We start from the raw sequence: 23904 nt of genomic DNA on the forward strand, positions 1-23904 counted from the left end.
AATGATACGGCTTTTTTAACGGATTTTTTATAAGGAAAACATAATGAAAGTAGAAAAAAATGTAGTAGTAAGCATTGCTTACCAAGTTCGCACACAAGATGGCGTATTGGTAGATGAAGCTCCTGCAAATCAACCACTAGAATATTTACAGGGCCACAATAATTTAGTGATCGGTCTTGAAAAAGCACTTGAAGGTAAAGAAGTAGGCGACAAATTTGAAGTTCGCGTTCAACCTGAAGAAGGTTACGGCGCATACAGCGAAAATATGGTTCAACGTGTACCAAAAGATGTATTCCAAGGTGTTGATGAACTTGAAGTGGGTATGCGTTTCTTAGCGGATACTGACATTGGCCCCGTTCCAGTAGTGATTACTGAAATCGATGGCGATGAAGTTGTGGTTGATGGAAATCACATGTTAGCGGGTCAAGAATTACATTTCACGGTTGAGGTTGTCGCAACCCGTGAAGCAACGTTAGAAGAAATCGCACACGGCCACGTTCACGGTGCGCACACCCACGATGATGACGAAGAAGGTCACGGTTGTGGCTGTGGCGGTCATCATCACGAACATAATCACGGCAGCTGTGGTTGTGGCGGTCACTAATTAAAACAGCCCAAAAATTTACCGCACTTTAGCAATGAAGTGCGGTATTTCTTTATTAAAACCAGACAAAATCTGTTGAAAATCTTGGATCCTGTCGAACTTCTCGGTAGACTATAGGGCAATACACTCAAAACGTTTAGTCCTAAAATGAATAAAACACTGCTAAAACTTACCGCACTTTTTTTAGCATTAAATTGCTTTCCTGCCTTTGCTGAACAAACCGTTGATATTGAAGTTCAAGGCATCCGTGGCTTCCGTGCTGTTCGTAATACGGATCTCAATGTTAATTTGATTAATAAAGAAGAAATGGACGGTTCTGAACGCTATCAACATTTGGTAACCAACGCGGTGGATCGTGGTTTGCGAGTGTTTGGTTATTATGAATCTTCCGTACGTTTTGAACGAAAACAACGTCAAGGCAAACGCGATTTGTTGATTGCGCACGTTACACCAGGCGAGCCAACAAAAATTGCAGGTACTGATGTACAAATTGAGGGAGAAGCCGCTCAAGATGAAAATTTTAATGCGTTACGTAAAAACTTACCGAAAGAAGGCGTTTTGGTTGAACACCAAACTTACGATGATTACAAAACAGCGATTTCACGTTTAGCATTAAATCGAGGCTATTTTGATGGGGAATTTAAAATTTCACGTTTAGAAATCAGCCCAGAAACCCATCAAGCGTGGTGGCGAATGTTATTTGATAGCGGCGTTCGTTATCATTATGGCAATATTACTTTTAACCATTCACAAATCCGCGACGATTATCTCAATAATATTCTTAACATAAAATCTGGCGATCCATATTTAATGAATAATTTGTCGGATTTAACCAGCAATTTTTCATCTTCAAATTGGTTTAATTCAGTTTTAGTTCAACCTAATATCAATCATAAAAGTAAAACGGTAGATATAGAAATCATTCTTTATCCACGTAAAAAAAATGCGATGGAACTGGGTGTGGGCTTTGCCACTGATGGCGGCGTTCACGGACAAATAGGCTGGACAAAACCTTGGATTAATAGCCGTGGACATAGTTTGCGTTCAAATCTTTATCTCTCCGCACCGAAACAAACGTTAGAAGCCACTTATCGAATACCATTGCTGAAAAATCCATTAAATTATTACTATGATTTTGCCGTCGGTTGGGAAGGGGAAAAAGAGAACGATACCAATACGAGAGCGCTTACGTTGTCAGCGTTACGTTATTGGAATAATGCGCGTGGTTGGCAATATTTTGGCGGACTTCGAGCAAGATACGATAGTTTTACACAAGCGGATATCACTGATAAAACCTTACTTCTTTATCCAACTGTTGGATTTACTCGCACTCGATTACGTGGTGGTTCCTTTGTCACTTGGGGCGATGTGCAAAAAATTACTTTTGATTTAAGCAAACGAATTTGGCTATCAGAATCTTCTTTTATAAAAGTGCAAGCATCTAGTGCGTGGATTCGTACTTATGCAGAAAATCATCGTATTGTTGCTCGTGCAGAGGTTGGGTATTTACATACAAAGGATATTGAAAAAATTCCGCCCGCACTTCGTTTCTTTGCTGGTGGCGATCGTAGTGTACGCGGTTACGGCTATAAAAAAATTGCGCCTAAAAATAAAAACGGAAAATTGGTTGGTGGCTCGCGATTACTTGCGGGTTCTTTAGAATATCAATATCAAGTTTATCCGAATTGGTGGGCGGCGACCTTCGCAGATAGCGGATTAGCAGCTAATGATTACACAACTAAAGAATTGCGTTATGGCGCAGGCGTTGGTGTCCGTTGGGCATCACCAGTGGGCGCAATTAAATTTGATATTGCCACACCCATTCGTGATAAAGATAACAGCAAAAATATTCAATTTTACATCGGACTTGGTACAGAAATTTAAGGTGAATTTATGACAGAACAACTACAACCATCAGAAATTTCACCAAAATCACCTGAGCAGCCTAATAAAAAACATTGGGTACGCAAGGCTGTTTGTATTGGAAGTGCGGTCATTTTGGTGCCTGTTTTAGGTGTTGCAGGGGCACTTTCTTTCGATGCGGGGCAAAGGGGGTTAATTCAACTTGCTGATAAACTGCTTGATAGTTTTTCCGTTGAGCAAATTGAAGGCGGATTACAAAATGGCTTGGTGTTAAAGAATGTTCGTTATCAAACCGCTGGGATTGAGACACATATTGCACAAGCACGTTTACAGCTCGATTTTGGTTGTTTGTTTTCACGTGAAGTTTGTTTACGTGACTTTACCTTAAATAAACCGACGATTGCGATTAATACTGCATTATTGCCTCCATCAACGCCTGATGATTCTAAGTCTAGCCCGATGAAGCGTATTTCCTTGCCAATTAGTATCAATGCAGAAAATTTGGTGGTGCAAGATTTATCTGTAAATATTGATCAGACGAGTATTACGCTTGGAAATTTTGAAAGTGCGGTAAGTTTAAATAATGAAAAAGGCTTAACTATTGCGCCGACTGAAATTAACGATATTTCAGTAATTGCAAAAAAATTGCCTGAAGTTAAACCTGAGCTGAAAGCAAAACAACCGAATAAACCTGTAGATTGGGCTGCAATTGAGCAATCTTTAACGCCTGCTTTTTTAGGTAATGTATCAGAAATCATTCTTCCTTTTGATTTACATATTCCTGAAATTTCAGGCAAAAATTGGCGTTATCAAGCAGTGAATGAAAAAGGTGAAACACTTCACTCTATTGAAATCCCAAGCCTGATTGCACAGGCGGATACCGTCGATAACCAACTGCAATTACAAAAATTATCGGTTGAAAGTTCGCTCGGTAATCTTTATTCACAAGGTAAATTACAACTTGATGGCGATATGCCATTAGATTTAACTTTAAAATCCCATTTGGAGCCGTTGAAATCCGCTGGAAAAGAAATTCTGCCAGCGAGTGATGTGGATCTTACACTTTCGGGATCATTGAAAAAATCCACCGCACTTTCTTTGAAAATAAAAGGTGTAGTAGATGCTGAACTGAATGGCGACGTGCAATTAGCACAAGACAAAATGCCCTTAAACCTCACATTAAACGTGGCAAAAGGACAATACGCTTTTGTAAACACAATGGCACCACTTAAAATTAATGATGTGACACTTAAGCTCACAGGGGATTTACTGAATTATCACGCTGAGCTTAAAGGTGGCGTAGATGGAATGGATTATATTCCTGCATCTAAAGTGGATCTTAATGCCGACGGTAAACTTTATGAAGTAACCGTCAATAAATTAGGGATAGCTTCGTTAGATGGTAAAAGTGAATTTGTGGGTAATGCAAATTGGAAAAATGGTGCAAACTGGGATATTCAAGCCGATTTAGAAAAAATGAATATCGGTTTTTATGTACCTGTAATGCCTGCAACACTATCTGGTAAATTGCATTCGCGTGGTTTTGCAGGCTCTCAAGGCTGGCAAGTAGAAGTGCCTGTGGCCGATTTAAACGGAATGCTTTCTGCAAAACCTATCAGTTTAAAAGGCTCTGCAACACTCAATCAAAATGTACTTCTCACTGTACCTGATTTACAGGTTAAATATGGTGAAAATCATCTTAACGCAAGAGGGGTATTAGATGACCATTCTGATTTTGTATTAGATGTTGATGCACCGAATTTGCGTGGTTTATGGTCTGATTTAAGCGGTAATGTGAAAGGGCATGCTGCTATTTCTGGTCAGTTCACCAATCCAAACCTTGATCTTGATTTAGTCTCGTCTAATTTACACTTGCAAGGTTTCCAATTATCTAAAGCGAGCGCGAAAGGGAATATCAAAAGCGATCCTTTAGCTAAAGGACAATTCAATGTTAAGGCAGAGCAACTTCATTATGGTGAAAGTGTTAAACTCCGTTTACTTGATCTCGCCTTATCTGGCGATGAACAAAATCATCTGTTAACGCTTAAATCCCAAGGTGAGCCTGTTGCTGCAAATTTACAAATTAACGGACATTTTGACCGCACTTTGGAACAGTGGAAAGGCACACTTTCACAAGCAAAATTCGAAACCCCGATTGGCGATGTAAAATCCAATCAAGCGATTGCGGTGTCTTACGATAACAAACAGACTCAAGCCAATATTGCCGCACATTGCTGGCAAAACACAGATGTAGAGTTATGTTTCCCACAGGCATTCAATGTGGGCAAACAAGGGAATATTCCTTTCCAATTTAAACGTGTTAATTTGGATTTAGTGAATAAACTTATTGAACAAGATAGCCTCAAAGGAAACTTGCAGGCACAAGGTAATGTTGCTTGGTTTACGGATAAACCATCCCAATTTACCGCCAAAGTAGATGGCAATCATTTAGCCTTCTCTCAAAAATTGGATTACCGCACGTTTAAATTAGATATTCCAAAATTAACACTTAACGCCGATATTCAAAATAATAATTTGGTTTTGAAAACAGATATCAACGTACATAATCAAGGCAGAATTGTAGGCGATATTCATTTAAACGATCTTGCGAAAAATCGCCAACTTGGCGGTAGCCTTGTGATAGAACGATTAAACCTATCGATCGCAAATCAGCTACTTACTAGCGGTGAATCAGTGAATGGTGAGGTAGTCTCGAAGTTGAGTTTCGGCGGGAATTTAGAGAAACCATTATTAAATGGCCACTTCAATATTCGCAATATTCGTACCAACTTAAAATCTATGCCAGTCAATATTACTGATGGCGATATTGCCGTACATTTCCACGGTAATAATTCCACTTTACAGGGCAAAATTGAAACTAGCGATAGCCGTTTGAATTTAACTGGCCGAGCAAACTGGGCGAATATCGAACATTGGACAACAGAATTGAATGCGCAAGCAAATAATTTCAACGTGGATATTCCTTCTATGGCGAAACTACGTTTCAGTCCAAATATCACGGTAAAAGCCAATCCGAAGGAATTGAATTTAAGCGGAACAGTGGATATTCCTTGGGCGCGTATTAAGATTGATAGCTTACCAGACACCGCGGAACCAGTCAGCGAAGATGAGGTAATTTTAAATGGCCCTCATAAAAGCAAAGAAGAACTGATTAAACGTGAATTTGCCGCAAAAACGAAATCAGGAATGGAAATTCGCTCTGATTTACGCATCAATATTGGTAAAGACGTCAGCCTTGATGCCTATGGCTTAAAAACCAATCTTGATGGTTTACTTTCTGTGAAACAAGACAAAGGCAATTTAGGTTTATTCGGGCAAATCAATTTAACCAAAGGTCGCTATGCTTCTTTCGGACAAGATTTACTCATTCGTAAAGGGCTTATTAGTTTTTCTGGGCAAGCGGCACAACCTACGTTGAATATTGAGGCTATTCGTAATCCTGAAGCAATGGAAGACAGCAAAATTACTGCTGGAGTGAGAGTGATTGGCATAGCCGATAGCCCAGAAGTCACTATTTTCAGTGAACCGAGCAAACCACAAGATCAAGCACTTTCTTATTTATTAACAGGTCGTTCGTTGGAAAGCAGCGGAGAAGTGGGTTCAACGGGATCAGTTGGCGCAGCATTAATTGGTTTAGGTATTTCCAAGAGTGGTAAATTAGTGGGCAGTATTGGCGAAGTTTTTGGTATTCAAGATTTAAACCTTGGTACATCTGGCGTGGGCGATAAATCTAAGGTTACAGTAAGTGGAAATATTACCAATCGCTTACAAATAAAATATGGCGTAGGTTTATTTGATGGCTTAGCTGAAGTCACATTACGTTATCGCCTAATGCCACAGCTTTATTTTCAATCCGTCTCTAGCACCAACCAAGTGTTTGATTTGCTTTATAAATTTGAATTTTAGGAATGTTATGAATAACGCTATTTTAGAACCCAAGCATCGTGGCAATGTACGTGAAATTGCCGCAATTGATCTTGGCTCAAACAGCTTTCATATGATTGTTGCTCGTATTGTAAACGGCTCAATCCAAGTACTTTCTCGCTTAAAACAAAAAGTTAAACTCGCGGAAGGCTTAGATGAAAATGCGATGCTTAATCAAGAGGCTATCACGCGTGGCGTGAATTGCTTAGCCTTATTTGCCGAACGTTTACAAGGTTTTCCTATGGAAAACGTCAATGTAGTTGGCACTTACACATTACGCAGAGCCATCAATAATGACGAATTTTTACGTCAAGCAGCCAAGGTTTTCCCCTATCCTATTAATATTATTAGTGGGCAAACGGAAGCTAAAACCATCTACGCTGGCGTATGCCACACGCAACCAGAAAAGGGCAGAAAGCTCGTTGTGGATATTGGTGGAGGCTCGACAGAAATGATTATCGGCGATGATTTCACGCCGCTTATGGCTGAAAGCCGCCACATGGGATGTGTGAGTTTTGCGACTCAATTTTTTACCGATGGTGTCATTTCTCCAGAAAACTTTCAACGCGCGCGTCAAAGTGCGGTCAATAAAATCGAAGATTTAGGCTTTGAATATCGCAAATTAGGTTGGCAATCTGTGCTAGGTTCATCTGGAACGATAAAAACTGTTGCACACGTAATTGCCTCTAATCTTGATCCTAATGGAACCATTACTGCTGAGCGATTAAATGCTTTAATTGAGCAAACGCTACAAGCCAAGCATTTTACTGAGCTAAATATTAACGGTTTAAACCAAGACCGCGTAGATGTTTTTGTACCAGGTTTAGCCATTTTAAGTGCGGTGTTTGAAGTTTTTCATATTCAACAAATGCGCTATTCTGACGGCGCATTGCGTGAAGGTGTCATTTATAGCCTAGAGAAAAACTTTCAAGTAGCAGATATTCGAGCACGTACAGCTTGGGGATTAAGCGAACAATTCAATATTGACCAAGCCCAAGCCCACCGCGTTGCGGATAGTGCTAATTTACTCAGTGCAAAATATAAAGATTGGCAATCAACAGAATTTATTGAAGAAATGCGCGAAATCCTGCTTTGGGCAGCGCGCTTGCATGAAGTAGGCATTGTGATTAATCACAAAGGTTTACAAAAACATTCGGCTTATATCTTACAAAATATGGAATTACCAGGTTTTGATCGTGAACAGCAACGTTTGCTTACTGCGTTAGTGCGTTGGCATATTGGCACGCTTAAACCTGCTGAATTTTTTAAATTTGCACGTTATAGCGAGCAAGATGTGATGGCTTTAATGCGATTGCTTCGTCTTGCGGTTATTCTCAATAAATCCCGTCAAGCAACAGAAACTGCAAAAAATTTCACCCTTGAAATGCACCGCACTTTGAATGATTGGACATTGAATTTTGAAAGCGGATACTTAGACCGTAACCCATTAATTTGGAATGAATTGCGAGCTGAAAGTAATCTTCTGAAAGAGTTTGAAAGCAGTTTAGTTTTTTATTAATTATCTTTCTGCTCAATATTTATGGGAAAAAAATTTAGGGCAAGCGAAATACTTGCCCTATTTTTATAATTTGACGGTCTGAAATAATGCTTTTATTTCATCCAATGATAATAATCTAAATGAGCCATTCTCTAATCCATTAATAGATAATGATCCCATACTCACTCTCACTAATCGTAAAGTGGGGAAGCCAATATGCGCAGTCATTCTTCGCACTTGGCGGTTGCGTCCTTCACTAATTTTAATTTCTAACCAGCTTGTGGGAATATTTTTCCGTTCTCGGATAGGTGGATTGCGTTCCCATAAATTTGGTTCTGAAATTAACCGCACTTGAGCGGGTTTTGTCATGCCATCTTTGAGTTCTACACCTTTTCTGAGCTGTGCTAAATCGGTTTCTTCAGGGATGCCTTCCACTTGCACCCAATAAGTTTTTTCTGTTTTAAATTTTGGATCAGCCAAACGATGTTGTAATTCGCCATTATTGGTTAAAATCAATAATCCTTCACTGTCTCTATCTAATCGACCTGCCGCATAAACATTTGGAATTGAAATAAAATCTTTTAAGGTAACGCGCCCTTGTTCATCGGTAAATTGAGTGAGCACATCAAAAGGTTTATTGAATAACATAACCTTGGTTTCATCCAACGACAGCGTTTGAGGTTTTGATTTTGGCTTAAAAGTGCGGTGAAAATTAACCGCACTTTTTCCTTTAGACGGCAATTTTCCTGCCGAAAAATTTTTCTTCATTGAATTAGATTTCTATTTTGAAAGACTTGCAACATCATAGCAAAACTTCAAGCTGTAGTAATGATGATTACTTGAGTTAATCTAAAAAACTAAAAAGGCTAAGCCAGTAAAAACTGAGCTTAGCCCCAAAACTAAATTTTCAGAATCGATATTTAAATCGATTTTTTAATGGAAAATTATTTACCATCCCAAGCTTGTACTGCATCTAAACGAGCTTTGATTTTGCCTTTGGTATCTTTTTTGAAGTAGCTATCAGCTAAACCACCTTCCCAGCCACCGTAGTTTGCGTTAGGTAACATGATGAAAGTTTTACCAAATTTGCCTTGGTTTTGATCAACGAATGCACGACGGTCAGCGTTTAATTTGCCATATACGGTATCGCCAAAATCATCTAAGTTATCACCTACATAAAGCACGATTTCATAGCCTTGTTTTTCAATTTCTGCAAAACGAGCCGCTTTAGCTGATTTGTCTTTTTTCAAATAAAATGCAGATTCTTCCACGCCATTGAAACCTAAACGTTTCATATCATCGATAGTGCCTGCTTTTTCAGAGCTATCTTTGCGGTTTGTTACATAGAACATTTTACCTTTGTGGCTGTTTACGTAATTATTAAATTCTACCGCACCAGGAACTGCACGAGATTGACGCGCGTCTACCCAACGAGTCCAATCTTTACCATCGAATGGTTTGTTATTTTGAACTTGCCAGCCAGCATAAGGGCTGTTATCTAACATGGTTTCATCTAAATCAACCACAACTGCTTTTTTCTTACCTTTTGCCACTTTTGCGTGGTCAAATGCAACTTTTGCCGCATTGTACGCTTGATAAGCTAATGCTTTATATTCACCAGAATCTTGCATCCAGTTTAAGCCAAGAACAGCTTGTTGTTGCAATTGCATTTTTGCGTGTTCTTCTGATTTCATTTGGTGTGCACCACAGCCAGCTAAGACAAGAGCAGAAAGAGCAGCAAGTGCGGTCATTTTTAACGTTGTTTTCATGTTATATTCCTTTTGACTTTAGGGTTAGTAAAAACGGGGAGAGTATAGCAAGCCTTTTTATTTTTTGGGGCGATTTCTTGGTAATTCTATTAAATTTGTGATGTTCGTCACATTTTTAACGCGAAGTTTAGATGTAAAACTTACCGCACTTTCTTTTTTATCCTATCGCCTTTCCCCCCTTTTCACGGTAAACTAGCCGTAATTTTATTCATCACCAACATTTTTATGCGACTCCTTATTCTCATTCTTTTTGCCGTATTAGCTTTGTTCCAATATGACTTATGGTTTGGCCGTAATGGTTTCTTCGATTACCGCGACACTGCCGCAAAGATTGTAGAAAACCAAGCGGAAAATGAAAAACTGTCTCAACGCAACCAACGTATCAATGCGGAGATTCAAGGACTAACCAAAGGCTTTGAGGCCATTGAAGAACGTGCACGAATGCAACATGGCATGGTGAAAGAAAACGAAGTGTTTTATCACATTGTGAAAGAGAATAAATAATGGCTCGTTCAATTATTGCGGTATTGCCTGCTGCTGGTGTGGGCTCGCGAATGCAAGCGGATAAACCTAAACAATATTTAACGCTACTTGGCAAAACACTGCTCGAACACACGCTTGATGTTATGCTCTCTCATCCTGCTATATCTAAAATTCTTTTGACGGTGAACAAAGATGATCCTTATATTGCTAAGCTATCACTCCCTAGTAAAATTCAGTTAGTAGAAGGTGGCGCAACACGAGCTGAATCCGTATTAAATGGTTTAAACGCAATTGAGGAAAAAAATGCGTGGGTGCTTGTTCATGATGCTGCTCGCCCTTGTTTGCAACACGCTGATATTGATAAATTGCTAGCCATTGAAGATGAACATGGGGCAATTTTGGCAATCCCAGCAACGGATACGATTAAACGAGCGGATAATCAGCAATGTATCGTGAAAACAGAAGATCGTCGTCAACTTTGGCAAGCGATGACACCACAGTTTTTCCCAGTAGATATATTAAGAAATGCGCTTTCCACAGGGATTCAACAAGGTGCAAATATAACGGATGAAGCATCGGCAATGGAACTCGCAGGATTTCAACCGCACTTGGTGGCTGGGCGTAGTGATAATTTAAAAGTGACTCGTCCAGAAGATTTAGCATTAGCAGAATTTTATTTAACAAGGAATAAATTATGATCAGAATTGGACACGGTTTTGATGTTCATGCGTTTGGTGAAAATCGCCCATTAATTATCGGCGGCGTAGAAGTGCCTTATCATACTGGGTTTATTGCGCACTCTGATGGCGATGTGGCATTACATGCCTTAACTGATGCAATCTTGGGAGCCGCCGCTCTAGGTGATATTGGAAAGCTTTTCCCTGATACCGATATGCAATATAAAAATGCGGATAGTCGTGGGCTATTGCGTGAAGCATTTCGTCAAGTGCAAGAAAAGGGATATAAAATTGGTAATGTCGATGTCACTATCATTGCACAAGCACCTAAAATGCGCCCACATATTGATGCCATGCGTGCCAAAATAGCTGAAGACCTACAATGCGATATTGAGCAAGTCAATGTGAAAGCAACGACTACTGAAAAATTAGGCTTTACAGGAAGACAAGAAGGGATTGCTTGTGAAGCCGTTGCCCTTTTAATCCGACAATAATTGTTTATTCTTAAAAGTGCGGTGAAATTTTTAAAAGAATTTCACTGCATTTTTATTTTTGTGATCTAGATCACAGTTTTAACCTAGGAAAAGGCATACCATATTCCTGTACAGTGAGTTTGTAGCTGATAACACAGACTATAAATGAAAAGATTTGGGCGCAAGAATGGATGTTTGTGCCATTTGGCATTGCGCTGTGCACTTTGCCTATTGGGTTTGGCGGGCTGTTGTCTGACATTCCCGATTGTCCCTAATCAGTGATAATGGCAGTGGGTAATAATTCACCTTTGTTATTAAAGTGGCCATTGGTGAGAGGAAACGTCCATTTATGGACGAGGGAGCAATGGAGGGCTTCAGTTCGCCTTTTTGCTCACCAACCTTGTTGTTAGGTACTATGTTGTTAGTTGACGTTGACTAATGGAATATGTACGTTTAACGCAGATATTCCATTAGTTAAGCTATTTAGCGTGCTTAATTTTCTAAAATTCAAAAATCTTGTCTTATTACTAACTCAACCGTTCTTATTTATACGTTTAACCAAAACGTAACTGGGCCATCGTTGGTTAAACTCACTTGCATATCCGCTGCAAATTGCCCTGTTGAAACAGGTAATTTCTCGCCGCACTTTTGGATAAAGTATTCATATAATTCATTAGCCAATGCTGGGGGTGCACCTTTTGAAAAGCTTGGACGCAAACCTTTTTGTGTATCCGCAGCTAATGTAAATTGTGAAACAATAAGTAATTCACCTTGTGCTTGTTGAACATTTAAGTTCATTTTGTCATTTTCATCACTGAAAATTCGATAATTAAGCACTTTTTCAGCAAGTCTATCCGCTTTCTCTTGATTATCTTCTTTTTCTACACCAAGCAAAACCAGTAAACCTTTGCCAATTTGTCCTATTGTTTCACCGTTTACATCAACTTTCGCTTGGGTGACACGCTGGATTAAGGCAATCATTTTAATCCCTCAATAAAATTCGGTAACCATGCTTCGGCGTAGCCTTCTTGATCATCCACGTTTAGCACGTCAATTTTTAAAGTCTCGCAAATTTTTACCGCACTTTTTTCTTGAAGCGCTTGCTCCACTTTTTCCGCTGCATAGCAAAAAGTATCATAATCAGAATTACCTAATCCAACGACGGCAAAACGAACATCTGAAAAATCGCTTTGACTTTTAGCTAATTTATCAAATAGAGGTTTTAAATTATCTGGCAACTCGCCCGCACCATGAGTTGAAGTCACAACAAGCCAAATTTTTTCATTTTCGATATCGGATAAACTTGGTCCATGAAAAAGAGCGGTGGAAAAACCTTGAGTTTCTAAAACATCGTTTAAATGTTCGGCAACATATTCTGCGCCACCTAAAGTGCTGCCAGAGAGAATGCAAATGTGCATTTGATTATCCTGTATTTATTTTCTTCCCTAATTCGAGGGAAAAGTAAAAAATATTTTTGAAATGATTAAAATAAAAAGGCTTAGATTTTCTAAGCCTTTTATTACGATTAAACGTTATCAAATTTGCCAAGCAATGAACGAATATGTTCTTGCCAGTTGCGGTGTTCATTTTTCAGTTGTTCGTTTTCAGTTTGTAAACTTTCGATATTTCTGTGAGATTCTGCGTTTTTCTCTTTTAATTCTTCAACTTCTAATTGAAGCAATTGGATTGTTTCTACCGCTTGTTTAATTTTTTCTTCAAGCTGGTCTAAAATTTCTAAAGACATAATGATTTCCTTTTAAATATGGGTAAGTTTTAGAGTATTTTACCCAGTAAATTTGCCTTTTTAAAGCGTTGGAGAAAAAATTATTATGCAAACGATTACGCGGTGATAAAATAACGTCATTTTGCCATGATCTAGAAAAGTAAGCAGAAGGAGAATAATGATGAATCGTGCATTGGCTATTGAATTTTCACGAGTGACTGAGGCAGCTGCGTTAGCGGCTCATATGTGGCTTGGTCGAGGGGATAAAAATGCAGCTGACGATGCAGCAGTGAAAGCCATGCGTTATATGCTGAACTTAATTCATATGGATGCTGAAATCGTGATTGGTGAAGGGGAAATTGATGAAGCACCAATGCTTTATATTGGTGAAAAAGTCGGTTCTGGCATGGGAGAATTGGTTTCTATCGCCGTTGATCCTATTGATGGCACGCGTATGACCGCAATGGGTCAGTCTAATGCTATTTCTGTCTTGGCTGCCGGCGGTAGAAATACCTTTTTAAAAGCACCAGATATGTATATGGAAAAATTGGTGGTTGGTCCCGATGTTAAAGGTATGATTGATTTAACTTTACCTCTAGAACAAAATCTTCGCCGTGTCGCATCTAAGCTAGGAAAATCCCTTTCTGATCTCACCGTAATGGTATTGGCAAAACCTCGTCATGATGCGGTAATTAAACAAATGCATAACTTGGGCGTGAGAGTGATGGCAATTCCTGATGGTGATGTGGCAGGTTCCGTATTGTGCTGTTTGCCTGATGCCGAAGTCGATCTTCTTTACGGAATCGGTGGCGCACCAGAAGGTGTGGCTGCTGCAGCTGCAATTCGTGCATTAGGTGGCGATATGCAAGCTCGTTTACTTCCTCGTAACGAAGTAAAAGGTGATACGGAAGAAAATAAAAAAGTTGCTGACGATGAAATTCAGCGTTGTGAAGTATTAGGCGTAAAAATCAATGAAGTGTTAAAACTTGAAGATCTTGTGCGTGATGACAACCTTGTATTTACCGCAACGGGTATCACCAATGGCGATTTGCTTAAAGGTATCTCACGAAAGGGCAATTTGGCTAGCACTGAAACAATTTTAATTCGCGGAAAATCCCGCACAATTCGTAAAATCCAATCTATCCATTATCTAGATCGTAAAGATTCTGAAATTTATAAGATTTTGAATATTTAGTTGGGACAAACAAAAGTGCGGTGAAATTTCACCGCACTTTAGGTTAAAAAATAAAAAAACCGACGTTGCATTCACAAAGTCGGTTTTTAATTTGGTCTAATTCAGTATTAACCCGCAACAGCGATACGTTTCATATCAGTCATATAACCACGTAATTCTTGACCGATTAATTCAACAGGATAGTTACGAATTGCATCGTTTACATCGCAATAGCATACCTCATAAAATATCAGGACAACCATCTATGAAGCCTCACTATGCTAAAATGCATCCTCCACCTAAAACGGAAGAAAACCTATTACATTTAAGAATTTTAAACCTATCGTCAAATCTTGGCAGAAAATAGCATCATTCAAAATATGTCTAGAAAAGGGAATTACTCGAACAATACCTCTATGGGAAGTTTCTTTGGGCGATTAAAAATGGAATATTTTTATAGTCAGAAATTCAACACTAGAGGGGGAGGTAGTTGATACAGTTAGAGATCATTTGGATTACTATAGTCATCGACAGATTCAACTAAAATTAAAAGGACTGAGTCCGATACAATATCGAAAACAATCCTTTAAATCACAGTCTAACTTTTTGGAGTCAGAGCAATTTTTACCGCACTTTCGGCTTTTATAAACTAATTTCTAGCTGTTCATAAGCTTGTTTTACTTTTTCCAACGCTTTTTCAACGGATACATCACGCGCAAGTAAAACGCCTAAGCGTCGATGACCATTTACTTCACCTTTACCAAATAATCGAATATTAGTATGAGGTTGTGCCAGTGCTTTTTCGATTCCACCAAATTGCACATTTTGTGATTTGCCTTCCACAACAATAGCTTTAGACGCCGATGGGCTAATCAACGTAATTTCTGGGATTGGTAAACCTAAGATCGCACGAGCATGTAAAGCGAATTCAGAAAGCTCTTGAGAAATCAGCGTTACCATTCCAGTATCATGAGGACGAGGTGATACTTCATTGAAAATCACCTCATCACCACACACAAACATCTCTACACCAAAAATACCGAATCCACCCAATGCACCAGTAATCTTCTCAGCAATCGATTGCGCTTTTGATAATGCAATATCTGACATAGCTTGAGGCTGCCAAGATTCCCGATAATCACCATCTTCTTGACGATGACCTATTGGCGCGAGGAAACTTGTACCATTGATATGGCGTACTGTCAGTAACGTGATTTCATAATCAAATTTGACAAAACCTTCAACAATTACTCGACCAGCTCCCGCTCGCCCACCTTCTTGCGCGTAATCCCAAGCTTTTTGAATGTCATCTTTAGACTTTAAAATGCTTTGCCCATGTCCAGAAGAAGACATAATCGGTTTCACCACACAAGGAATACCAATTTTTTCGACCGCACTTTGAAAGCCTGAAAAATTATCCACAAATTGGTAAGGCGAAGTTGGTAGCCCTAACTCTTCTGAAGCTAGACGACGAATCCCTTCACGATTCATCGTAAGTTGAGTGGCTTTTGCAGTCGGCACAACATTAAAGCCGGCTTGTTCTAATTCAACCAAAGTGGCAGTTGAAATAGCTTCAACTTCGGGAACAATATAGTCAGGCTTTTCTTTCTCCACAAGCGCTTTCAATGCATCACCATCTAACATAGAAATAGTGTATGCACGATGTGCCACTTGTTGTGCTGGGGCATTTTCATAGCGATCAACTGCAATAACTTCAACGCCTAAACGTTGCAATTCAATCACTACTTCTTTACCCAGTTCACCAGAACCCAACATCATTACTTTGGTTGCATTAGGGGTTAATGCTGTGCCAATTGTTGTCATGATTTCTCCTATTTTAATAACGAATCATCGAGTGCCAAATCTTCATTTTTATTCACGCCTACACCGCGTGCGATAACATTTTTTGCAATTTCGTGTGCTTCTTCCAAAGAATGTTCGGTATAAGTACCGCATTGATAGATATTTAATTCAGGGATAGTTGTTTGATCTTGCACGCCTAAAATATCCTGCATTGAAGCCAACCAAGCTTGTGCGACTTGCTGTTCATTTGGCGTACCAATCAAGGACATATAAAATCCCGTGCGACATCCCATCGGAGAAATATCAATAATTTCAACGCTATCGCTATTTAAATGATCACGCATGAAACCCGCAAACAAATGTTCAAGAGTATGAATACCTTTTGGAGGAAGAATTTCTTTATTTGGAATACAAAAACGTAAATCAAAAATGGTAATGTCATCACCTTTTGGCGTACGCATCGTTTTTGCTACACGTACTGCTGGTGCATTCATTTTGGTATGATCCACTTTAAAACTATCAAGTAATGGCATAAAGTTTTCCTTATAAATCAGTAAATAAAAAATAAATTTGAATAAATGTTCATTTTTTGCAAATTCTAATGAACTTTATGGCAAGGCGCATTGTCTTATGTAACAAGCAACTTGCAGTTGTTTTAATAAAATTGGTTCCTTAGGTTATTTGCCCCACATTTATTGTGGGGCTTTTTTATCCCAAATTTTTATTTAAAAAATTTTCAGAAAATGTTGAACTTTCTTATAAAGTGCTAGTCTCATAGAACAAGCAACTTGCAGTTGTTTTAATAAAATTGGTTCCTTAGGTTATTTGCCCTGCATTCATTGTGGGGCTTTTTCTTGCGCATTTTATAATAAGAATGGTGCACTAAAAAACAATAACGCAACATAACGAACCAGTTTTCCAAGAAAGATAAAGAGACTACTTGCCACAAAATTTAATCTTAACCAACCTGCTATGGCACAAAATAAATCACCAACGACAGGCAGCCAGCTTAAAAGTAAAGTAATCGCCCCATAACGCCGTAGCTGATTTATTGCCCATAAAGTGCGGTGATTTTTTGGATCAAATTTTGGCATCCATCGCCCCATCCCGTAAGTAGTTAAACTCCCCAATCCATTGCCAAGCGTGGCGAAAAAAACGAGTGCCAATATATCTGTACTAAATAAAGATCCCAGCGCCAATCTAGGGACTGTAAGAGCAACAAACACAACTTCTGAATTACCTGGTAATACTGTTGCACTCAGAAATGCGCTGACAAACATAAGGCATAGCGCATGAGTTTGCCAAAAATCAGCGCTAAAAAATGAAAAAATATCCATTATCTTGGCGAGATAATTTCTCGTGTGCGAACATCAAACACGTCCATTCCCGCATTTAATCCCGCTTGCACACCTAAATCCGCATCTTCAAATACGATACAACGACTTGGATTTGCTTGAATTAATTCCGCACAACGTAAAAAAGTTTCTGGATGCGGTTTATGTTCTTTTACATCATCTGCACTGACAATGGCATTAAAGTAAGGTGCGATAGCCAGTTTATCCATCAACATATCAATAATTTTACGGTGTGAGCCAGATCCAAGAGCAATCGGCTTTTTCTGATGAAAAGATTTAACAATTTCAAAGGTTGGCAATAACTTTGATTGAGTCGGAATAAGTTGATAAGACAACTCGCGTTTTGCAGCCAACACATCCTCAATTCGATCAAGTGGCATATTCGCCGCTTTCATCATTTCTCCCGCAATGGTTCGAACCGTCGCTCCGCCGAAGTTATACATAATTTGGCAATCAAATTCATAGCCAAATCGCTCTCCCACCATCGTCCAAGCCTGTGCATGCACGGGCATGGTATCGATTAAAGTTCCATCCATATCAAAAATCAATCCTTCATATGGATTGAACATCTCATAATCTAACATTTTTACATCCTTACAAATTTTTTACCATTTTGCTACAAAACTGTGATCTGTGCACTGTTTTATTTCAGTAAAGTGCGGTAAATTAATGAACAAATTTTGAACTAACAAAAACAAATGCGGTTATTTAAGCAACTAGAACGTTGGAAAATTCGCAAGCAAATAAATCAATCTATTATTGATGTGGTATTTCGTTTACGAGATCGATTAACTAATTACTGGCAAGTTGATGTGAATACGCCTCAAGTGGATTTTATGCTACTCCACATTGCTTGCAGCTTAGGTCGAATAGAACGAGGGGCTTGCGTTTCACCACTTTATCCAGAAATGTTCGAAGAAATTCAAAGTGCGGTCATTTTTCCACAAGTTTTAGCCATCCATCAAGATTTGCTCAAGTTGATGCCATTTTCCATTCCTGAAGCAGAACAAACTTATTTTTTAGCAAACATTCATTCTTTGATTCTTGAACAGAAGCAATTAAGGCATGTGATGTAATATCAATAAGTCCACTTATAAAAAATGACCTAGCTTTTAAACTAGGTCATTTTGATATCTTAACGATATTTATCTAGAAATTTGTAATACTGCACACCAATCTTTGTCGCAAGATCTTTGATAATTCGACCACCATAAACAGAGGGGACTTTCAGGCTTTCAAAAATAGATAAACGTCCATCGTCGCCCAAAATCGCCTCCGCTACAATTCGTCCCGCAAGACCAGTCAAAGCAACACCGTGACCAGAATAACCATGAGCAAAATAAATGTGCGGAGAAATACGACCAAAATGTGGCGTTGAGTTTAACGTCATATCAATCGGGCCAGCCCAGCCATAATCGATTTTTACATGTTCAAGTTGCGGGAATACGCGTAACATATTTTTCCGCATAATTGCGACCATATCTTTTTCTGAGCTAGAATCACTACCAAAGAGCAAGCGATTGTCTGCACTTAAACGATAATAGTCTAATAATAAATTGTTATCGCACACCGACATTCCATTATTAATTACGGAATCAGCAACCGCTTGGCTTAGCGGCTCTGTGGCGATAATAAAACTTTCCACAGGTAATATTTTACGATTAATTCCGTGATGAATAGATCTCGGGAGAGCATCAATATAAGCATTGGTGGCTAAAATAACGTCTTGACAAATCACCGCACTTTTAGCTGTTTTAACCTCAATGCAACCATTTTTCTCAACCATATCCACTACAGGAGATTGTTCAAAAATTTGAACACCCAGATCAACACAAGCTTTCGCTAAACCTAAGCAATAATTAAGTGGATGCAAATGCCCTGAGTTACTATCAAATAAGCCGCCTACATAAATATCACTGCCTAAGTGCTGTTTTAATTTAACCTTATCCCAAAGCTGCATATTCTGATAGCCAAAATTCTCATGACTTTCTTTTTCAATTTCAATTAAGTCATCCATTCGGCGTTCATTTAATGCCAATGTAGCATAGCCTTTTTTCCAATCGCATTGAATGCCATATTTTTCAATACGCTCATCAATAATATCAATGGCTTCTAATGACATATTCCAAAGTTTATGCGCTTTATCTTCGCCAACTTGTTTAACGTATTCATCAATGCCTTCTTCAAAGCCATTAATTGCCTGCCCACCACTGCGACCAGAAGCACCAAATCCTACTCTTGCGCCCTCTAAGACAATGACTTTTTTTCCTTTCTCCGCCAGTTCTAATGCTGCAGATAAACCAAAAAATCCAGCCCCGATCACACATACATCAGCATGTTCAATTTGAGTGAGCGGTGGGAATTGAAAATCTTGGTTACGAGAGTCGAAATAATAAGAGCGAACGTGTTCTTGATAGGCAAAATTAAGCATAAAAAATCTCTTAGGAAAAAACTGGCAAAATCTTACCCCGAAAGGGAAATATGTCAAACCTTTTAGAAAAAATGCTATACTGCGCACGCGCAAAATTTGCGTGTTTTATGATGAACGATAACCCTCGGAGGTCAATAAATTGAAAAAATTCTTTGCTCACTCACTCAAAAATCTTTTCCTTTCCACCACCGCACTTTTCGCGGCTTCCGCTTTTGCCAATAACAAACTTTACGTCTATAACTGGACAGACTATGTGCCTTCTGATTTAGTCGCACAGTTCTCTAAAGAAACTGGCATCGAGGTAATTTATTCTACCTTTGAAAGCAACGAAGAAATGTACGCGAAACTCAAACTTACTCAGAATACAGGCTCTGGCTATGATTTGGTGTTTCCATCAAGTTACTACGTAAATAAAATGATTAAGGAAAAGATGCTTCAACCGATTGATCAAAGTAAATTGACCAATATTCATCAAATTCCTAAACATTTATTAAACAAAGAATTCGACCCAGAAAATAAATATTCATTACCTTATGTTTACGGCTTAACAGGTATTGAAGTTAATGCTGATGAGATTGATCCTAAAACTATCACCAGCTGGGGGGATTTATGGAAACCTGAATTTAAAGGCAAAGTTCTTATGACCAGTGATGCGCGTGAAGTGTTCCACGTAGCATTATTGCTTGATGGTAAATCGCCAAATACCACCAATGAAGAAGACATCAAAACAGCTTATGAGCGTTTAGAAAAACTTTTACCAAATGTAGCAACCTTTAACTCTGACTCGCCAGAAGTCCCTTACGTACAAGGTGAAGCTACAATTGGTATGATTTGGAATGGTTCTGCTTATTTAGCACATAAAGAAAATCCATCTCTCCAATTTGTGTATCCAAAAGAAGGCGCAATTTTCTGGATGGATAACTATGCGATTCCAACTACAGCAAAAAATGTTGAAGGTGCGCATAAGTTCATTGACTTCTTACTTCGTCCAGAAAATGCCAAAGTTGTGGTAGAACGCATGGGCTTTTCTATGCCAAATGAAGGAGTCAAAGCATTACTCAGCCCAGAAGTTGCCAACGATCCTAAACTATTTCCACCAGCATCAGAAGTAGAAAAAGGGATTATGCAAGGTGATGTTGGAGAAGCGGTCGATATTTATGAAAAATATTGGAGCAAATTAAAAACCAATTAATTTCTAAATTTAGAAAACAAAAAAGTTCGGTGAAAATTTGATCTGTACCCCAAAAGTTGGACTAACCAAACCAACAATTGAGGTGCAGATTTTATTATGGGTAAACACTACATAATCGAATTTAAATTACAGGTTCTTCAATCTATTCTTAATAGAAAAATGAGCATTAAGAAGCCACTAGTATTTATAATAAACAAAGCTAATGGTATCATTTTCTATCAGATGGAGGCATATCGTCGATTTCATTACTGAAAATGGCGGTATTCAAAGTATGTCAAGAAAAAGGAATTTCTTAGATATATGTGACATATAGAAAGTTTCTTTGGACTATTAAATTCACCGCACTTCTTATATAGCTAATATAAAAAAGGAGCATCAAATGATGCTCCTAAAATTTAAACCTGACTTAAGCATGTTCTTCTGCTTTTTCAACCGTTCCTTTGACAGTCAAACAAATTTCCGTTGAAATCAAATGAGAAAGCGTTGAAGCCAAATATTCTATTTTTTCAAGATTGCCATTGCCTGATTCATCAAAATAACCTTGCTCTCTTAAATTTGCAATGAACATAGAGAAGACGGCTTTATCAAAGAACTCTGGTGCATTAATACCATGTAACACAGATAAACGCTGTGCGACAAGTTGGCTTTCTTTTTCGAGTTCTGCACGTGAAATATCTGGTTGTTTTTGCAAAATTGTCACAGTAATGTAATAACGTTGCAAGATTTCACGCATTCCTGCAGACCAAAGTTGTAAAATACGTACTTTTGATTTATTGATAGATAAGAAATTATCATTAGAGTTAATCACCTGTTGGCGCGAAAATTCATCAATAATTTGGTGAATTTGAGTTTTTAACTCTTCTTCACTAAAGTGCAAGAATAACTCACCTTTTAAGAACGGATAAATCTTGCCGACAGCCTCCACTAATAAATCTTTTTGAATCGCCTCGTAATGCAAAATGATGCTTGCGACCAAAGACGGCAATACAAATAAGTGTTGAATGTTATTGCGATAGTAAGTCATCAAAACGGCCGATGCGCGTTCCAAACGCACAATTTCTCCAAAGTTATCCTTTTCGACTAACACGCCAACACGATCAAGCGTTAATACATGATTTAACATCATTTCAGGCGTAGCCGTTGGCAAGACAACATCTGCGGAATAAGGCACGTTTTGTAGTAATTGTTGGTAACTCGCCAATTGTTCTAAAAGTTGCTCACGAGAAAGTGCACGCTGACGAGAAGACAGTAATGCGGTTCCAACTAAATTCATTGCATTCACCGCGGCAGCTTTATTAATGTTTACCATCACCTGTTTTGATACAGAATCAACTGCGGGAGCAAACCACTGTGGTTTTTCTTCGTGATTTTGCTCTTTCCAATCAGGAAAATGTTGGCTCAAATAGTTTGAAAGCGTAATTGGCTCACCAAAATTCACAAAACCTTGACCAAGATTGCGTAATTTTTTTATTACTCGAATAACCAAACCTGCATTTTCTTTTTCTTTCGCTGCTCCACGCAATTCTTTTGCGTAAGTATCCACTTCTAATACATGCTCATAGCCTACATAAACTGGAACAACGGAAATTGGACGAGTTTGATTATGTTGCAACGCTTGAAATGTCATCGACATCATGCCTGTTTTTGGCGCAAGTAAACGACCAGTGCGCGAACGCCCCCCCTCAATAAAATATTCTACCGAATAACCACGATGGAATAACTCTGATAAATATTCGCGGAAGATTGCAGAATATAATCTATTTCCTTTAAAAGTGCGGCGAATAAAGAATGCGCCCCAACTGCGGAACATTCTACCCACAGGCCAGAAATTTAAATTAATTCCTGCTGCGATATGCGGTGGAACAAGCCCTTGATGATAAAGCACATAAGAAAGCAATAAATAGTCGATATGACTACGGTGACAAGGCACATAAACAATCTCATGACCTTCAAGTGCTAATTTACGTACGCGATCTGCATTTTGCACATCAATACCAGAATAAAGTTTATTCCAAAGCCAACGTAAAAAACGATCAGCCGCTCGTAAACTTGAATGGCTTACATCTGCAGCAATTTCATCCAAAATCTTATGTGCTTCTTTTTGAGCTTTTTCAATACTGATATTTTTCGATTTTGCTTCATCTTCAATCGCACGTTGAATCGCTTCTGATTGCAATAATTTATTAAACATAGCTTGGCGATTCGGTAAACGCGGACCAGTGGCAGAAATGCGCTGTTTAGCAAAATGCATTTTTGCAACTCGAGCTAGCTTTTGCGCAATTTTTTCATCGGAGCCATGCTCATTCACCATATAACGTAATGAAACGGCTTGAGAAAAACGTACAAAAGTATCACGCCCAAACCAAATAGCAGCAAAAGTTTTTTGCATGCCATTTAACAAACGCAAGTTAGGCAAGCCAGATTTATCTTCATGCCCAGGAGAACGCCCCCAAAGGACAGAAACTGGAATAAGTTGCACATCTAAACTCTCAGAAGTGCGGTGTAATTCGAGGTATTTATTGAAGATCGTGGTGGTTTCATCTTTCGCACCTTTCGATTTAAAAATGCGGCGTCCCTCATCTAAATAGACATAACGAGGCAACTTCACACCTGCAATTTCATTTTTCTCAGCAGGATCAGGCAAACCTAACGCCAAACAATTTCGACGGAAAATAACGAAATCGGTTTGAGAAGTATAAGGCAAAACATAAACAACAGGTTGGTGAATATTGAGGGAAAGCTCTTCTATCGGATTGGCTGGAATTGGATTATTTTTCACTAATAATGACAGAGGCAAGCTCAATAATTGGCGATACATATTTACAAAATTTGCCATGATAAATTTTCTCTTTGTTGTAAATTTGAAATATTTTAACACATCCGATCTCAACTACTTCAAAAAATTTGGTGACAA

Annotated in this window: 23 protein-coding genes and 1 pseudogene; 11 read left to right on the top strand and 13 right to left on the bottom strand. The window is 38.6% G+C overall.

The genetic code is table 11. The features are described from left to right. The first annotated feature begins 43 nt into the window (after positions 1–43). From slyD to ppx, 4 genes are all read left to right on the top strand, one after another. Positions 44–604 carry a peptidylprolyl isomerase gene (gene slyD, locus ABW51_RS05915; RefSeq protein WP_053465970.1) on the top strand — a complete coding sequence of 187 codons (561 nt, stop codon included), beginning with the start codon at positions 44–46 and terminating at the stop codon, positions 602–604. Between the two features lie 147 nt (positions 605–751). Then, positions 752–2488 (top strand): autotransporter assembly complex protein TamA, encoded by a 1737-nt coding sequence (gene tamA, locus ABW51_RS05920; RefSeq protein WP_053465971.1) that lies wholly within the window; start codon positions 752–754, stop codon positions 2486–2488. A 9-nt stretch (positions 2489–2497) separates the two neighbouring features. After that, complete coding sequence (tamB, locus tag ABW51_RS05925; protein WP_053465972.1) at positions 2498–6394, top strand: autotransporter assembly complex protein TamB; 3897 nt, start codon at positions 2498–2500, stop codon at positions 6392–6394. 7 nt (positions 6395–6401) lie between these two features. Further along, on the top strand, positions 6402–7931 hold the full coding sequence (gene ppx / locus ABW51_RS05930; RefSeq protein ID WP_053465973.1) for an exopolyphosphatase: 1530 nt from the start codon (positions 6402–6404) through the stop codon (positions 7929–7931). 63 nt (positions 7932–7994) lie between these two features. Here ppx and ABW51_RS05935 read toward each other — a convergent pair whose 3' ends face one another. Together ABW51_RS05935 and hel are read right to left on the bottom strand one after the other, a co-directional pair. Beyond that, positions 7995–8678 (bottom strand): rRNA large subunit pseudouridine synthase E, encoded by a 684-nt coding sequence (locus ABW51_RS05935; protein ID WP_053465974.1) that lies wholly within the window; start codon positions 8676–8678, stop codon positions 7995–7997. A gap of 176 nt (positions 8679–8854) precedes the next feature. After that, positions 8855–9679: a lipoprotein e(P4) gene (gene hel, locus ABW51_RS05940; protein WP_053465975.1), complete on the bottom strand. Its 825-nt coding sequence runs from the start codon at positions 9677–9679 to the stop codon at positions 8855–8857. Positions 9680–9904: 225 nt separating this feature from the next. Here hel and ftsB point away from each other — a divergent pair, with 225 nt between their 5' ends. From ftsB to ispF, 3 genes are read left to right on the top strand one after another with little or no spacing between them, the layout of a single operon-like run. Continuing rightward, positions 9905–10183, top strand: a complete 279-nt coding sequence (gene ftsB / locus ABW51_RS05945; RefSeq protein WP_005627159.1) for a cell division protein FtsB — start codon at positions 9905–9907, stop codon at positions 10181–10183. After that, positions 10183–10860, top strand: a complete 678-nt coding sequence (gene ispD, locus ABW51_RS05950; RefSeq protein ID WP_053465976.1) for a 2-C-methyl-D-erythritol 4-phosphate cytidylyltransferase — start codon at positions 10183–10185, stop codon at positions 10858–10860. The genes ftsB and ispD overlap by 1 nt, the downstream gene beginning before the upstream one ends. Further along, positions 10857–11333, top strand: a complete 477-nt coding sequence (ispF, locus tag ABW51_RS05955; protein ID WP_009500705.1) for a 2-C-methyl-D-erythritol 2,4-cyclodiphosphate synthase — start codon at positions 10857–10859, stop codon at positions 11331–11333. Before ispD ends, ispF begins: the two co-directional genes overlap by 4 nt. A gap of 70 nt (positions 11334–11403) precedes the next feature. Here ispF and ABW51_RS10155 read toward each other — a convergent pair whose 3' ends face one another. From ABW51_RS10155 to ABW51_RS05970, 4 genes are all read right to left on the bottom strand, one after another. After that, positions 11404–11571: a hypothetical protein gene (locus ABW51_RS10155; protein ID WP_197271845.1), complete on the bottom strand. Its 168-nt coding sequence runs from the start codon at positions 11569–11571 to the stop codon at positions 11404–11406. Positions 11572–11858: 287 nt separating this feature from the next. Further along, positions 11859–12293: a D-aminoacyl-tRNA deacylase gene (dtd, locus tag ABW51_RS05960; protein ID WP_053465977.1), complete on the bottom strand. Its 435-nt coding sequence runs from the start codon at positions 12291–12293 to the stop codon at positions 11859–11861. Beyond that, positions 12290–12730, bottom strand: coding sequence for an FMN-binding protein MioC (mioC, locus tag ABW51_RS05965; RefSeq protein ID WP_053465978.1), 441 nt, complete (start codon positions 12728–12730; stop codon positions 12290–12292). Before mioC ends, dtd begins: the two co-directional genes overlap by 4 nt. A 107-nt stretch (positions 12731–12837) precedes the next feature. Beyond that, on the bottom strand, positions 12838–13056 hold the full coding sequence (locus ABW51_RS05970) for a cell division protein ZapB (protein ID WP_005627167.1): 219 nt from the start codon (positions 13054–13056) through the stop codon (positions 12838–12840). Positions 13057–13216: 160 nt separating this feature from the next. Between ABW51_RS05970 and glpX the strand changes: the two genes are divergently transcribed. Further along, positions 13217–14230 carry a class II fructose-bisphosphatase gene (gene glpX, locus ABW51_RS05975; protein WP_053465979.1) on the top strand — a complete coding sequence of 338 codons (1014 nt, stop codon included), beginning with the start codon at positions 13217–13219 and terminating at the stop codon, positions 14228–14230. Between the two features lie 107 nt (positions 14231–14337). On the opposite strand, the pseudogene ABW51_RS10160 reads toward glpX, so the two are convergent. Next, positions 14338–14436, bottom strand: a pseudogene (locus ABW51_RS10160) (ketol-acid reductoisomerase); the annotation flags it as partial. Between the two features lie 229 nt (positions 14437–14665). Here ABW51_RS10160 and ABW51_RS10565 point away from each other — a divergent pair. Beyond that, positions 14666–14857 (top strand): IS3 family transposase, encoded by a 192-nt coding sequence (locus ABW51_RS10565; protein ID WP_442902641.1) that lies wholly within the window; start codon positions 14666–14668, stop codon positions 14855–14857. Here ABW51_RS10565 and purT read toward each other — a convergent pair. The 4 genes from purT to ABW51_RS05995 all read right to left on the bottom strand — a co-directional run bounded on the left by purT (position 14852) and on the right by ABW51_RS05995 (position 17951). Beyond that, positions 14852–16033, bottom strand: coding sequence for a formate-dependent phosphoribosylglycinamide formyltransferase (gene purT / locus ABW51_RS05980; RefSeq protein ID WP_053465980.1), 1182 nt, complete (start codon positions 16031–16033; stop codon positions 14852–14854). The two genes, ABW51_RS10565 and purT, sit on opposite strands and share 6 nt — an antisense overlap. Before the next feature lie 8 nt (positions 16034–16041). Further along, positions 16042–16545: an S-ribosylhomocysteine lyase gene (gene luxS / locus ABW51_RS05985; RefSeq protein ID WP_009499584.1), complete on the bottom strand. Its 504-nt coding sequence runs from the start codon at positions 16543–16545 to the stop codon at positions 16042–16044. Positions 16546–16875: 330 nt separating this feature from the next. Next, complete coding sequence (locus ABW51_RS05990; RefSeq protein ID WP_053465981.1) at positions 16876–17349, bottom strand: YqaA family protein; 474 nt, start codon at positions 17347–17349, stop codon at positions 16876–16878. Continuing rightward, positions 17349–17951 (bottom strand): beta-phosphoglucomutase family hydrolase, encoded by a 603-nt coding sequence (locus ABW51_RS05995; RefSeq protein WP_005635675.1) that lies wholly within the window; start codon positions 17949–17951, stop codon positions 17349–17351. Before ABW51_RS05995 ends, ABW51_RS05990 begins: the two co-directional genes overlap by 1 nt. Positions 17952–18065: 114 nt before the next feature. Between ABW51_RS05995 and ABW51_RS06000 the strand changes: the two genes are divergently transcribed. After that, positions 18066–18443 (top strand): PRD domain-containing protein, encoded by a 378-nt coding sequence (locus ABW51_RS06000; protein WP_053465982.1) that lies wholly within the window; start codon positions 18066–18068, stop codon positions 18441–18443. A 59-nt stretch (positions 18444–18502) separates the two neighbouring features. Here the strand turns inward: ABW51_RS06000 and ABW51_RS06005 are convergent, their stop codons facing one another. Then, positions 18503–19798 carry an NAD(P)/FAD-dependent oxidoreductase gene (locus ABW51_RS06005; protein WP_053465983.1) on the bottom strand — a complete coding sequence of 432 codons (1296 nt, stop codon included), beginning with the start codon at positions 19796–19798 and terminating at the stop codon, positions 18503–18505. Between the two features lie 139 nt (positions 19799–19937). On the opposite strand from ABW51_RS06005, the gene ABW51_RS06010 reads away from it, so the two are divergent. Continuing rightward, positions 19938–20990, top strand: a complete 1053-nt coding sequence (locus ABW51_RS06010; RefSeq protein WP_053465984.1) for an extracellular solute-binding protein — start codon at positions 19938–19940, stop codon at positions 20988–20990. Positions 20991–21396: 406 nt separating this feature from the next. Here ABW51_RS06010 and plsB read toward each other — a convergent pair whose 3' ends face one another. After that, on the bottom strand, positions 21397–23826 hold the full coding sequence (gene plsB / locus ABW51_RS06015; RefSeq protein ID WP_053465985.1) for a glycerol-3-phosphate 1-O-acyltransferase PlsB: 2430 nt from the start codon (positions 23824–23826) through the stop codon (positions 21397–21399). Between the last annotated feature and the right edge of the window lie 78 nt (positions 23827–23904).

Origin of the sequence: Haemophilus sp. C1, from assembly GCF_001276515.1 — a bacterium.
In the GTDB taxonomy this organism is placed as follows: domain Bacteria; phylum Pseudomonadota; class Gammaproteobacteria; order Enterobacterales; family Pasteurellaceae; genus Haemophilus.